The organism is Geobacillus sp. TFV-3 (assembly GCF_009901865.1).
GTDB classification, from domain to species: Bacteria; Bacillota; Bacilli; order Bacillales; family Anoxybacillaceae; genus Geobacillus; species Geobacillus thermoleovorans_A.
Genome location: NZ_MPSP01000001.1, coordinates 3,126,574 through 3,139,757, shown reverse-complemented (window position 1 = coordinate 3,139,757; position 13,184 = coordinate 3,126,574). Strand labels below are relative to the sequence as shown.

10 protein-coding genes and 2 pseudogenes are annotated in these 13,184 nt (G+C 50.3%); 11 read left to right on the top strand and 1 reads right to left on the bottom strand.

The annotated features are described in order from the left end of the window. Positions 1–10: 10 nt before the first annotated feature. Entirely contained in the window at positions 11–430 is a 420-nt protein-coding gene (arsC, locus tag BJQ97_RS15920) for an arsenate reductase (thioredoxin) (protein WP_160157326.1), read from the top strand. Positions 431–654: 224 nt separating this feature from the next. Here arsC and BJQ97_RS15915 read toward each other — a convergent pair whose 3' ends face one another. Continuing rightward, positions 655–1,641, bottom strand: coding sequence for a Gfo/Idh/MocA family protein (locus tag BJQ97_RS15915; RefSeq protein ID WP_160157325.1), 987 nt, complete (start codon positions 1,639–1,641; stop codon positions 655–657). Positions 1,642–1,770: 129 nt separating this feature from the next. On the opposite strand from BJQ97_RS15915, the gene BJQ97_RS15910 reads away from it, so the two are divergent. The 10 genes and pseudogenes from BJQ97_RS15910 to BJQ97_RS18260 all read left to right on the top strand — a co-directional run. Continuing rightward, entirely contained in the window at positions 1,771–2,136 is a 366-nt protein-coding gene (locus tag BJQ97_RS15910) for a hypothetical protein (RefSeq protein ID WP_160157324.1), read from the top strand. Between the two features lies 1 nt (position 2,137). Beyond that, positions 2,138–2,518, top strand: coding sequence for a hypothetical protein (locus tag BJQ97_RS15905; protein WP_156133423.1), 381 nt, complete (start codon positions 2,138–2,140; stop codon positions 2,516–2,518). 593 nt (positions 2,519–3,111) lie between these two features. Further along, positions 3,112–4,179 (top strand): annotated as a pseudogene (tnpB, locus tag BJQ97_RS15900) (IS200/IS605 family element RNA-guided endonuclease TnpB). Positions 4,180–4,701: 522 nt separating this feature from the next. Next, the gene (locus tag BJQ97_RS15895) at positions 4,702–5,994 is read left to right on the top strand and encodes a dihydrolipoamide acetyltransferase family protein (protein ID WP_160157323.1); all 1,293 of its coding nucleotides are present in this window, start codon (positions 4,702–4,704) and stop codon (positions 5,992–5,994) included. 101 nt (positions 5,995–6,095) lie between these two features. Further along, positions 6,096–7,175 (top strand): pyruvate dehydrogenase (acetyl-transferring) E1 component subunit alpha, encoded by a 1,080-nt coding sequence (gene pdhA / locus BJQ97_RS15890; RefSeq protein ID WP_160157322.1) that lies wholly within the window; start codon positions 6,096–6,098, stop codon positions 7,173–7,175. Continuing rightward, the gene (locus BJQ97_RS15885) at positions 7,176–8,153 is read left to right on the top strand and encodes an alpha-ketoacid dehydrogenase subunit beta (protein WP_160157321.1); all 978 of its coding nucleotides are present in this window, start codon (positions 7,176–7,178) and stop codon (positions 8,151–8,153) included. A gap of 207 nt (positions 8,154–8,360) precedes the next feature. After that, the gene (locus BJQ97_RS15880) at positions 8,361–9,722 is read left to right on the top strand and encodes an FAD-binding oxidoreductase (RefSeq protein WP_160157320.1); all 1,362 of its coding nucleotides are present in this window, start codon (positions 8,361–8,363) and stop codon (positions 9,720–9,722) included. Positions 9,723–10,195: 473 nt separating this feature from the next. Next, complete coding sequence (locus BJQ97_RS15875) at positions 10,196–10,546, top strand: hypothetical protein (RefSeq protein ID WP_160157319.1); 351 nt, start codon at positions 10,196–10,198, stop codon at positions 10,544–10,546. Between the two features lie 15 nt (positions 10,547–10,561). Then, positions 10,562–12,493 (top strand): ABC transporter ATP-binding protein/permease, encoded by a 1,932-nt coding sequence (locus tag BJQ97_RS15870; protein ID WP_160157318.1) that lies wholly within the window; start codon positions 10,562–10,564, stop codon positions 12,491–12,493. Positions 12,494–12,829: 336 nt separating this feature from the next. Further along, positions 12,830–13,054: pseudogene (locus BJQ97_RS18260) on the top strand (IS1634 family transposase); the annotation flags it as partial. Between the last annotated feature and the right edge of the window lie 130 nt (positions 13,055–13,184).

Below are 13,184 nucleotides of genomic sequence, written 5' to 3'. Positions count from 1 at the left end.
GAATGAAGCGATGAAGAAAAAAGTCATTTACTTTTTATGCACCGGCAACTCGTGCCGCAGCCAAATGGCGGAAGGCTGGGCGAAACAAATCCTCGGCGAGGAATGGGAAGTGCACAGCGCCGGCATTGAAGCGCATGGACTCAATCCAAATGCGGTGAAAGTGATGAAGGAAGTCGGCATCGATATTTCCAACCAAACGTCTGACGTCATCGACCCGAACATTTTATACCGCGCCGATTTGGTCGTGACGCTGTGCGGCCATGCAGCTGATCATTGTCCGGTCACACCAAAGCATGTGAAGCGCGTCCATTGGGGGTTTGACGACCCGGCGAAAGCGGAAGGGACGGAAGAGGAGAAACTCGCTGTGTTCCGCCGCGTCCGCGATGAAATCGGCGCGCGCATCCGCCGGTTTGCCGAGACAGGGGAATAAAGGCGATATGGCAAGACTGCAATATTGACGAAAACGGGTGAAAGCGAGCGGCTAGGACGTTGGTGGACGAACACGAGGGGTTGCCCGGCGGCCGGAACGATGCGGGCAACCTGTTCCGGTCCCGCTGGCGGGAACCACGCCGCCCTGGATGTTCGGGAAACCGCTATTAGGCAAAAAGAAGGTTCCAACCGGCTTGGCTTGAGCCGATGTGGAACCTTTTTTGCTTATCGTTGATCGGCTGGGAACACGATGCCGGTTTGTCTTCGCGCTTCGTCCATCAGCTCGATTGTCCAAAGCGAATGGCGGTGTGAGTTGGTTGCCGATTCGCGTTCTCCGTTTTCGATCAAACGGATAAACTCTTCCGCTTCATAATACATCGGCGGTTTGTCTTGCGGCATGGTGATGTCCTCGACGCGCCCGTCGCGGTAGCAGATTTCCGCCTTTGCCGGTGTATGAATGGCGTCAATGATCATGCTTCCTTCTTCCCCTTGAATTTCCGCCGGCAAGTAGGAATTGGCGATTTTCGAGTAAAAGACGATCCCATCCATCTCTCCGTAGTCCACGACGATCGTTCCTTCGCCGTCCACCCCCGATTCGAGCTTGACGCTTTGCGCTTTGAGGCTCTTCGGCTTGCCGAACAGGACAACCATCGGGTACAGACAGTAGACGCCGAGATCCATAAGCGCTCCGTTGGACAAAGCGGGGTTGAAGGCGTTGAGCACCGTTCCTTGCTTATAGGCGTCATAGCGCGATGAATATTGGCAATAGCTCGCTACATAGCGGCGGATGCGGCCGAGTTTATGTATGTGCTGGCGGATTGCTTCGAAGTTCGGCATGAGCGTTGATTTCATCGCTTCCATCAACACGACGCCGTTTCGCTCGGCCGCGTCGATCATCGCCTTTACCTCTTTGGCGTTGGAGGCGAGCGGTTTTTCGCATAAGACGTGTTTGCCGTGATTCATGAGCCAAATCGCCTGTTCGGCATGAAATGCGTTCGGGCTCGCGATATAGACGGCATCGATGTCACGGCTTTCGGCCAGCTTCTGTAAGTCGGTAAATGTGCGCGGCGCCCCGACTTTGTCGGCAAATCGCTTCGCTGTCTCGTCCGTCCGCGAGTAGACGGCGGCGAGTTCGAACGAGTCCACCAACCGCGCGGCATCAATGAACGCCTCGGTGATCCAGTTTGTGCCGATCGTCGTAAATCGAACCATGATCATTCCCCTTTCGCTCTTGTCGCCCTTCATTTTAGCACAATTTATTCTAAAAAAAGAGTTGACATATGCTTTTTTTTTTTTTTTTATGATTATTTTGGGAATTAATTTTTCGCTAGGAGGGATACGATGAACAAAATACAAAAAGTTGCGCATTGGGTAGTCAGTTCTATAGCGGACGATTTGAGGAGTAATACGATTTCTAACATTGTTGGGATGGCTACAGGTGGAATAGGCAATGGAGTGAGAGCGTATAAAGCTGCAACTACAGGATTTACTATGTTAGAAAGAAAAGTGGCGTCCGAAACTGCAAAAGGGGCCGCCAAGGGAACGATAGCGGGATATTTCGCAGGAAGTTATGTAGTCGGGAGCATGAACAAAGTCGCTGCAGTAGAAAAATGGTTTGACAGCACTAAAGTAGGGAAGGCAATTGACAACGGCATAACGAAGGTTGAAAATAAACTTCATAAATTAATTGGCGGTGGTCGTTATTAAGTTGTGTAGTGTAAATAGCTGTGCCGAGCTTGATAGTGATCGCAATCCTTTAGATATAAAAAAAGTCTTCACTCCACTTGATAAATATTGTATTGTTCATTGCGTTGTTTCAAATGTGCAAAAAACAGATAGATTTGTTGAAATGATATGGCATCACCCGCATGGAGAAGCGATTTTTGGAGTTAAGATAGAACTTGATCAGAAAAAAGCTATACAAAAAGTATTTTCAATTGTACATTTTTCTTTTTTTCTTCATTTAGAAAAACCAGATGGTATTTGGGCGGTTCATATTATGCCCTTTGACTTCAAGTGGGATTTAGAGATAAGGACGTTTGGTTTCCGAGATAATGGTACTTTATCTACTTATGATTTTAAAGTTTGAAAGAGGAGGTTTACTACCACAATATACCAAATGTTTTGTATAGACTTGTATCCAAAATGAACTTTACTTATGACGTAAGAAGGACAAGTTCTGACGCAGCCAAACCCAAACTTTTGGTGGAGAGCTAAAGAGGAAGTAGTTATGAAAAAAAATCACATTGCATTCTTTGCATTTCTTGTGTGCCTTTTGTGTATAAGTTGGTTTAAAGAAGGATGGAAAGGCATTTCCCTTCTTTTTTTGAAAGGCGTCGTTATTTTTATAACGATCTATGTTGTGGTGTTTGTTATTGTCTGGTCGACTATGAAGTTAGTTGGTTTTCTTAAAAGACGTTTATAGTGAGCGATCATTTGAATGAAATATTTCGAATGTTCAATCTATACCGTATGAGGTAGTTTTTTATCATTCCAAACCGAGAAGACCCCCACTTCTACGCGTGAGCGGAAGTGGGGGATGAATCGGCATTCGCCATCACTCTCTCTTGCCTTCAACGAACAAAAGGTGTAAAATAGAGGGTAGAACAAATGTTCTGAAAGGAGGGAGGGAAGGTCATGCACAAAGCCTACCGCTTTCGGTTGCATCCCACCCGAACATAAGTGGAGCTCATTCACCAAACGATTGGGTGCTGCCGGTTTGTGTACAATCACTTTTTGTTCGAATGGAATCAGGCGTATGAAACAACAGGGGTGGGGCTTAGCGATAACGAGTGCTCCAAGCGGTTGACTGCATTGAAGCAAACGCTCCCGTGGCTGAAAGCGCCCGATTCGACCGCCTTGTAAAATGCATGGCAGCAGTTGGCCGAGGCGTTGGACCGATTCTTCGATGGAACGGCGAACGCTCCCCGCTTCAAAAGCAAAAAACACCCGAACCAGTCGTACACCGCCCAGTGCAACTACCCAAAGAAAGGGCGCCCATCGATCGAAGTGGACGGCCATCGGTTGAAACTCCCGAAGCTCGGATGGGTGGCGTTTTCCAAAAGCCGTGAGGTGGAAGGCCGCATTCTCTCCGCCACCATTCGCCGAAACCGAACAGGGAAGTATTTTGTCTCCATTCTCGTGGAAACGGAGATTCCTCCATTGCCTCCAACGGACAAGCAAGTGGGCGTCGATTTGGGGTTGAAACATATGGTGGTGCTTTCCACGGGCGAGAAGATCGAACACCCTCAGTATTGGCGCCGATATGAAGAAAAGCTGGCGTACTGGCAGCGGGGGATGGCTCGCCGGAAGCCGGGCGGTTCGAACTGGCGCAAAGCCCGCTTGAAAGTCGCCAAGCTTCATGAGACAATCGCCAACTGTCGGAACGATTTCCTGCACAAACTGTCCACCCGCCTCATCCGCGAAAACCAAGTGGTGTGCGTGGAGGACTTGCGTGTGCAGAACATGCAGAAGAATCGCAAGTTGGCCAAACGCCTTTCGGATTCCGCGTGGGGGCGCTTGCTTCGGATGCTCGAGTATAAAGCGAAATGGTACGGGCGGACGTTGGTTCGTGTCGGCCGCACGTTTCCATCGAGCCCATGGTGCTCGTGCTGCGGGCGCCGGCATGTTGAGGTGAAATCGCTCGACATCCGCGAATGGGTGTGCCCGAACTGCGGAGCCGAACATGATCGGGACGAGAACGCCGCCCGAAATATTTTGCAGGAAGGGCTTCGTTTGCTGTCTTTGTAAGGCAGCCCAACCGTGGGACGCACGGGGATGGCTTGGTGAACAGCCTGCCGTAGGGCGAGGGTTCCCAAGAATCTCCCACCTCGAAGCGCAAGCGTAGGTGGGAGAGCGTTCAAAGATGCATATAGGCAAAGAAGATGGAACTCATATTTCGCAACCTTCTTCGGTGTAAAACCATTTCGACCGTTCATCGCCTGAACAAATGATGGCCATGTGATGAATGCGGGCAATACGCATGTCCATTTCCTCCTTAGTGATCTTTTGTTATTTTGCAATAATGTCGATGACCGCCGATGATTGTCGAAAAGAATGAAACAAGTTTGGCTCCCATCGAGTTGACAGTGAGATGATATGTATACTATCATAAAATTTGTAGATTCAAAAATTTAGAATATTCATTTGTTTTTGTAGAAATCCATTTTTGTAAGCGCTTCACATCCGTTATCTCCCATTTGGCACCATCAACATAGGCATCGTTCAAGGCGTTCATCCATACATGAGAATACAAGGGGAAGGGGATATCACATGATCTACGAATTTAAATTGCCGGACATCGGCGAAGGGCTGCATGAAGCGGAAATCATCCGCTGGCTCATTCGCGAAGGGGATGTGGTCAAAGCCGACCAGCCGATCGCCGAAATTCAAACGGATAAGGCGATGGTCGAAATGACGACGCCGGTCGCTGGGAAAGTGGTGGCGCTTGCCGGGCCGGAAGGAGCGACGGTCAAGGTTGGAGAGCCGTTGATTGTGGTGGAAACCGAGGCGGCGGTTGCGGTCGAAGAGGTGTCAGCCGACGATTCGGTTCGGGAGCCTGTGCCTGCTGCTCATGGAGAAGCGCCGCGTCCTTCGCGCAAGCGGGCGATCGCCGCGCCGTCGGTGCGCAAGCGGGCGCGGGAGTTGGGCGTTCCGATCGATGAGGTGGAAGGAACGGGAGAAGGCGGCCGGGTGACGCTCGCCGACTTGGAGCGGTATGTCAGGGAGCGGGAAGCGGCCGCGGCGGTGGCGGCAAGGAGCGAAGCGAAGGGAGACGTCCTGCCGACCGGCAGCGCGGCCGGAGGGCGGCAGGCGAGTATAGCCGCATGGACGTCCATCGCGAGCTTGGACGCGGTGTTTGAAGAAGAAGAGCGCATCCCGCTTCGCGGCTTGCGCAAAAAGATCGCCGAAAAAATGGTGAAATCGGCATACACGGCGCCGCACGTGACTGGCATGGATGAGGTCGATGTGACGAAGCTCGTCGAGATTCGCAAGAGCCTTGCCAGCGAGCTGGCCAAAGAGCAGATCAAGCTGACGTATTTGCCGTTTGTCATCAAAGCGGTGACAAGGGCGCTGAAGGAATATCCGATGTTCAACGCCTCGCTCGATGAAGAGACGAATGAAATCGTGCTGAAAAAGCGCTATCACATCGGCATCGCGACGGCGACGAAAGCGGGGCTCGTCGTCCCTGTCATCCGTGACGCCGATCAAAAATCGATCCGCGAGCTCGCCGTTGAGATCGCTGAGCTGTCGGAAAAAGCGCACCGCCAGGCGCTTCGCCTTGAGGAGCTGCAAGGAAGCACGTTTACGATCACGAGCACCGGCGCGGGCGGCGGCTGGTTTGCGACGCCGATCATCAACTACCCGGAAGTGGCAATTTTCGGGGCTCATGCGATCAAACGGCGCCCGGTTGTCGTCGGCGACGAGATTGTCATCCGCGATATGATGGGGATGTCGCTCACCTTTGACCACCGCGTCATTGACGGCGAGCCGGCCGGGCGGTTTATGCGGACGGTGGCGCACTATTTGGAAAATCCGGAAGTGCTGTTGTTGGACGTGAGGTGACCGGCGGGCGGTTAGGAGGCCATGTCTTCGTGTTGGGAGAGAGCGAGCGCCAAAGAAAAGCAGCTGGGCCTTGATGGAAAAAACAATGAGGAGGGGACCGGATGTTTGACCCGGACAAATTGCCGGTCGAGATCGTGCAAATTCTCGATGAAAATGGAAACGGCGACGAGGAGAAATTGGCGGCGTTTTCCGATGAGTGGCTGCTTCGTGCCTATCGGGAAATGCGGCGGGCGCGCGTCATTGATGAGCGGCTTTTGCGCATGCAGCGGCAAGGTCGGATCGGGACGTATGCCCCGTTTAGCGGTCAAGAGGCGGCGCAAATCGGCAGCGCCCTTGCGCTTCGAAAAGACGACTGGATTTTCCCGAGCTACCGCGAAGTGGCGGTCTGTTTGATGCACGGCATGCCGCTTGAGCAGTTTTTCTATTATGTGCAGGGCCGTCTGTCGGGGAAACGGATGCCGGAAGGATTGAACATTTTCCCGACACAAATCATTATCGCGGCGCAGACGCTTCACGCGGTCGGCTGCGCGTGGGCGTCGAAATTGAAAGGCGAATCGCAAGTATCGGTGGCGTATTTTGGCGATGGCGCGACGTCAGAGGGCGATTTTCATGAAGCGATGAATTTTGCCGCGGTGTACAACGTGCCGGTCATCTTTTTCTGCCAAAACAACCAGTACGCCATTAGCGTCCCGTACCGGAAACAGACGGCAAGCTGGACGATCGCGCAAAAAGCGCTCGCTTACGGAATGAAAGGGGTGCTCGTTGACGGCAACGATGTGCTGGCGGTGTATGACGTGATGAAACAGGCGGTCGAAGCCGCCCGCCGCGGCGAGGGTCCCATGTTGATCGAGGCGCTCACCTATCGGTTTGGGCCGCACACGACGGCGGACGATCCGACGAAATACCGGCGGCCGGAAGAGGTTGAAACATGGCGGACGAAAGATCCGCTTCACCGTCTGCGAGTGCTTTTGGAACGGCGCGGATTATGGACGGAAGCGCAAGAAGAAGCGCTTGTCGCCCAAGTGAATGACGAAGTGACGGCGGCGTACGAGGCGGCCATCGCCAGCAAGGCCGGTTCGATTGTCGATGTATTCGATTACGTGTACAGCGAGGCGCCAACATTGCTTGCCGAGCAAAAAGAAGAAGTGATGCGGCGCAAACAACGGAGCGGGGTGAGATAAATGGCCGAGCTGACGATGATTGAAGCGATCAATGAAGCGATGCGCCAGGAGATGGAGCGCGATTCGCGCGTCATCGTGCTTGGCGAAGATGTCGGCGAAAACGGCGGCGTCTTCCGGGCGACGGACGGGCTGCTTGAGCAATTTGGCGACCAGCGTGTGTTTGATACGCCGCTTGCGGAATCGGGCATTATCGGCACGTCAATCGGTTTGGCGATCAACGGAATGCGGCCGATTGCCGAAATTCAGTTTCTTGGGTTTGTGTACCAGGCGATGGACCAGCTTGCGGCCCAGGCGGCACGCATCCGCTTCCGCTCCGCCGGACGGTTTGCATGCCCTATCGTTGTGCGCAGCCCGTACGGCGGCGGGGTGCGGACGCCTGAATTGCATTCCGATGCGCTTGAGGCGCTGTTTACCCATTCCCCGGGCTTAAAAGTCGTCATGCCGTCCAATCCGTACGATGCGAAAGGGCTGCTCATTTCCGCCATTCGCGATGAAGACCCGGTTCTGTTTCTAGAGCCGATGAAGCTGTATCGGGCGTTTCGCATGGAGGTGCCGGAAGAGCCGTACACGATTCCGCTCGGCCAGGCGCGCATCGTGAAAGAAGGGGACGATGTGACGATCATTGCTTGGGGGGCGACGGTGCCGCTTGCCGCCAAAGTCGCCGCCGAGATGGAAGCGAAAGGGGTCAGCGCCGAAGTGCTCGACCTTCGCTGCCTGCAGCCGCTTGATATCGACACGATCATCGCCTCGGTGGAAAAAACGGGGCGGGTGATGATCGTCCATGAAGCGGTGAAAACGAGCGGGTTTGGCGCCGAAGTGGCGGCCTTAATCAGCGAGCGGGCGCTATTCGCTCTCTCGGCCCCGATCGTGCGCATCGCCGGTTACGACACGCCATACCCCGTGCCGTCGGTCGAGGATGACTGGCTGCCAAACGCCGAGCGCATTGCGGAAGGGATCGAAACGCTGTTGCGATACTAGAAAACGGATCATTCCATCCGGGCGGGTCGCCTGAAAGGTCGGCAAACAACGGCTTCTCCCGCCCGTTTCATTCGTTCGTTGGGGCTGACAAAGCGGGGCGATTTTTTGAGAACCATTTGATTTCCGCGATTCAATCATCTTTACTAGAGAAAAGGCGGCGCATGGGCGGATCGCGCCGCTTGATCCGATCGGGTGAGGGGGAGAACGATGAATCTATATGAATCATTGCTTGCGTTGATCGGCGACCGCGAGCGGGTGAGCATCAATGAAACGGTTCTCGAACACCACAGCAAAGGCATCGCCTACCATGCGCCACATGCGCCTGATGTCGTCGTGTTTCCGAAAACGGCGGAGGAAGTGAGCCGGGTGATGGCGTTTGCCAACGAACAGCGCATTCCCGTTACGCCGTTTGGCGCCGGCACGAGCTTGGAAGGGCATGTCATCCCGGTTGCGGGCGGCATCAGCTTGGATTTGACGTTGATGAACAACATCATCGACATTCGCCCGGACGATTTTCTCGCCATTGTCGAACCCGGAGTGACGCGGTTGCAGTTAAATGAGGCGCTGAAGCGATACGGACTGTTTTTCCCGGTCGATCCAGGGGCGGACGCGACGATCGGCGGCATGGCGGCGACGAACGCGAGCGGCACGAACTGCGTGAAATACGGCGTCATGCGCGATCAAGTGCTCGGATTAGAGGTGGTGCTCGCTGACGGTTCGGTCATTCAGACGGGCAGCTTGGCGGTGAAATCGTCGGCCGGATATGACTTGACCGGCTTGTTCGTCGGATCGGAAGGGACGCTTGGCGTATTCACCCGCCTCGTCGTCCGCCTGCACGGCATTCCGGAAGCGACGAACGCCATCAAAGTGTGCTTTCCATCGCTTGAGGCAGCGGCGCAAGCAGCGTTTGCGGTGTTGAAGGCCGGCGTCGGCCCAGGAAAAATCGAGCTTGTGGACGAAGCGACGATCGCCGCGGTCAATGCGTACAAAAAAACCGATTATCCGGTGAAGCCGACGTTGTTTATTGAACTGAGCGGCAGCCCATCAAGCGTCGAGGACGGAACAGAGCTTGTCAACGAATTGTGTGAAGCGGAGGGGGCTGTTTCGTTTATCGTCGAGACCGACTCGCTCGCCCGCGCCAAGCTATGGGAAGCGCGCCATCATGCGGCGTTCGCCATTCAAGCGGCGTATCCAGGCAAGGCGATGCTGTCGACCGATGTGTGCGTCCCCTTGTCAGAACTGCCAGGGGCGATCGCCGATACGCGCCGGCTCGTTGACGAGCAGAAGATGACCGCCGCCATTTTCGGCCATGTCGGCGACGGCAACTACCATACGGTGCTTGCCTTTGACCCGAACGATGCGGAGGAGATGGCGCGGATTGAACAGGTGCACACCCATATCGTCCGCTATGCCTTATCGCGCGGCGGCACGTGCACGGGAGAGCACGGCATCGGCATCGGCAAACGGGCGTTTTTGCGTGAAGAAAAAGGAGACGCCGTCGTTTGGATGCAACGGTTGAAACAATTGTTTGACCCGAACGGCATTCTCAATCCGGGGAAAATTTTTTGATCATAGCGGACGCTCTGCATCCCTGCCTGTTGGCGGGGATTTTTCTTTTGATCGGCGGGCAGGGCAACAAGGATGGGGAATGGATGATGTCATTTAGGTGCAAAGCGATATGCAGTCATGAATGGTGACAGAAAAGGTCCATGGGCAGCGGTCTGCCCTCCACCCGGGGATGAAAATCACGCGTCAGTCCTGCAGCTTTCTGATTTTTTGTTTCAGTCGCCCTTTGGCGAGTTGCGCCAATACCGCTGAATCTTTTGTTCCTTCGATCAGGGAGCAAACTCGGGAAGTGGAATGTGAGTTTTGGAGAATGTGATGTTGCGGGTATGGATATATTAACCTATTAAGTTAATATTATTATTTTATAGATAATTTTACATTAAAAAGTGTTGATTTTTTTTTTTTTTTTGTTATAGTTTTACATGGTATCGATACAACATTATTTCTATAAAATGTAAATTAAGGGTGTTTTTGTCATGACTCTTACTTATAAATTAGACGGTTACTGGATATTATCGAACATTGTTGAGATACCTAATTTATACGAGAAATCTCTGAAATTGGCTTTAGGAAGAGGCGAAGAAGTTCTTTTTGATGAAAGAGAGATTCTCAAGAAGAAGTTTATAAAAGTTTTCGGTATTCTGAATATAGTGTTTGTATTTATGTCAATAGCAGCAGGGTTTGGAGGTATATATTATGTGTCCATTAACATTGGGGGATATTTTCAATATGTGATTCTTTTCTTCGAAGGAATAACATATTTTTTAGTTTTGATATTTTTTGGGTTATTTCTTTATAAGTTGTCCAAACGGAAATCTTTAAGTTGAAGGGAATGGAAATCATTGATCATTCTTCGGAATATAAAAAAGTACTATACATTAGGTAATGAAAGCATTGAGGTGTTGAAAGGAGTTTCTTTGCATCTTCAAAAAGGGCAACTCATTTGTTTATTAGGGGAGTCAGGATGTGGAAAATCGACTTTATTAAATATTATTGGCGGGTTAGACTATGCGGATGATGGTGAATACATTTTTCAGTCGATCAATGTTCGGAAATTCAATGAAAAGGAATGGGCATGCTTACGACGAGAAAAGATCGGGTTTGTGTTCCAAAGTTTTAACCTTATTCCTCATCTAAGCGCTCTGGAAAACGTAGAGATGAGCATGACTTTATTAGGGAAATCGAAAGAAGAAAGAAAAAGAAGAGCGATAGAGCTTCTAAATATGGTAGGATTAGAGGATAAATTGAATTATCTCCCTAATCAGTTGAGTGGAGGACAAAAGCAACGTGTAGCAATAGCGAGAGCGCTAGCCAACGATCCCGACATTATATTAGCAGACGAACCAACGGGAGCGTTAGACTCAGAAAACTCAGTACGTATAATGGAAATACTAAAGAAAATTTCACAACAAGGCAAAGTGGTGCTGGTTGTCACGCACTCTCAAGAGCTAGTCTCATTTGCTGATAGAATCATAAGGATGAGAGATGGGAAAATTATTGAAAATGAGGATGTTGCACATGCAACAGAAGTTGAAGATGTGGACAAGTCGATAGGAAACAAAAGCAAAAAACTAGACTTGTTTACCACTTGCAAACTGTCATTTCGAAATATAAAAAATAAAAAGTGGAGAAATATTTTAACCGCTATAGGTGCATCAATCGGAATTTTTGGATTATCGATCATAATGGCTTTAGGCAACGGCGTAAAACAAAAGTTATCTAGTTCCATAGATGAAGCGACAGCAAAATCCTCCTTAAGTGTAGCAAATGAACAGTTTGCAGTTTTGAGCGAGAACGACAGCGCTCAATTGAGGGAACTCAAAGGAGTAAGGGATATATATCCGTACAATCCGTTTCAAATAAGTATAAAAACGAAAGAAGGAGCGAAAGCTACATCATCAGCTGAAAGTTTGTCTCCTAGAAAATATGCTGAGATCATATATGGAAAAAAATATATCGTGAAAGGAAGGTTTCCAGATGATCAAAGCGATGAAATTGTGCTGCCTGAGCGTATAGCCAAGAAACTATTTAAAGATTCTAAAGAGGCTGTGGGGAAACATGTTTCGCTTGTTGTACAGGTAATGTCTTTAAAAGAGATTTATCCGACAGTTAACGTCCATGCGACGGTAGTAGGAGTGGTAAAAAATAATCCTATCCCTCTGCTCGATACTGTAGGGATTTCTTATGGATTGTCACAAAAGATTATGCAAGAATCGATAGGCAATAGCACAAGTGCTCTATCCTTCACCATTATCCCATCGTCCATGAAGGATATAGCGCCTTTAAAGAATGAGATTAAGAAGATGGGATATAAAGTACAAACAGACGAGGAAAGTCAAAATGAAATAAATGAGTATATTTCCTTAGCAAGCATTGCATTGGGAATGTTGTCAGGCATATCGCTTATCGTTTCTTCCATTATGATTGGGATTGTCTTATACGTGAGCGTTTTAGAGAGAACTCGCGAGATTGGGATTTTAAAAGCACTTGGCGCCTTTCGTTCAGATATTCGCCGCATATTTGTCACAGAAGGAATGTTGATCGGCGTTATTGGGGGAGTATTTGGAATTTTAGGCTCGATCGCGGTGGGAAAAGCAGCAAATTATGTTGTAACGACGGTAATGAAAAAAAGTAATTTGGATCTTTTTCAGTTTAGTTTTGTTCAAGTTGTACTTCTTATCCTGTTTAGCGGGCTGCTAGGTGTTTTAGCTTCGTTTGTTCCTGCAAATAAAGCAGCGAAACAACCTGCTGTGGAAGCATTGCGACATGAGTAAGAAAATAAAAGGTGGAGCGTGAAATGATGAAGTGGATGAATGTTATATTTATTCTGTCGGTTCTTTCTTTTATTTTGTACAAGCTGATTTCGGGGGAGACGATTAGCAGCACTGCGTGGATCATTTCTACTTTTCTTGTCATCACTAATTTCATTGGTTTGATAAAGGAACGTAGAGAGAGTAGACCATTGTAATCTGTATACATCCAAGTGCAACGATTTCCCTAATGGTAGTATGAAGAAACGAGAGAAGCCGACGGCTCTGTGATCAGAGGCCTGTGGCTGTTCCGAATCGTCAAAGCTGTTCTGATGGAAGTGAATGCCCGATTCGGTTGGGCGTTGCGTATGTCCGTTCACTACATCGGAACGCCTGCTAAAGGGGGGCTGGGGGCCGCAAGCTGACCCGGCCGACGCGACAGGCGTTTTTTTGTTGAAGTATGTGAAAGTGGTCCTGTTCAAACTGTCGGATGGACTTCTCCAAGGCGCACGGATTCGTTTCCTCAATCCAGATCCACAAAGGATTCTGCAGAGATTGGTCATGGATGAGAGCATTCACCTGTAACGTCATACGGAGTGACAAGCGATGGCAGAAAAGGGATGGCCATCGCTTGACGTGTTGGTTAAAAAGTGATTCTAAAAAACATCGGTTGTATATGCTTTGGCTACAGTAAGTCAATGTAAGAGAATCAACA

Bases quoted from the DNA above. Each gene is read 5' to 3' on its own strand.
- BJQ97_RS15895 (WP_160157323.1), top strand. From the start codon at position 4,702: ATGATCTACGAATTTAAATTGCCGGACATCGGCGAAGGGCTGCATGAA.
- BJQ97_RS15910 (WP_160157324.1), top strand. From the start codon at position 1,771: ATGAACAAAATACAAAAAGTTGCGCATTGGGTAGTCAGTTCTATAGCG.
- BJQ97_RS15875 (WP_160157319.1), top strand. From the start codon at position 10,196: ATGACTCTTACTTATAAATTAGACGGTTACTGGATATTATCGAACATT.
- pdhA (WP_160157322.1), top strand. From the start codon at position 6,096: ATGTTTGACCCGGACAAATTGCCGGTCGAGATCGTGCAAATTCTCGAT.
- BJQ97_RS15915 (WP_160157325.1), bottom strand. From the start codon at position 1,641: ATGGTTCGATTTACGACGATCGGCACAAACTGGATCACCGAGGCGTTC.
- arsC (WP_160157326.1), top strand. From the start codon at position 11: ATGAAGAAAAAAGTCATTTACTTTTTATGCACCGGCAACTCGTGCCGC.
- BJQ97_RS15880 (WP_160157320.1), top strand. From the start codon at position 8,361: ATGAATCTATATGAATCATTGCTTGCGTTGATCGGCGACCGCGAGCGG.
- BJQ97_RS15885 (WP_160157321.1), top strand. From the start codon at position 7,176: ATGGCCGAGCTGACGATGATTGAAGCGATCAATGAAGCGATGCGCCAG.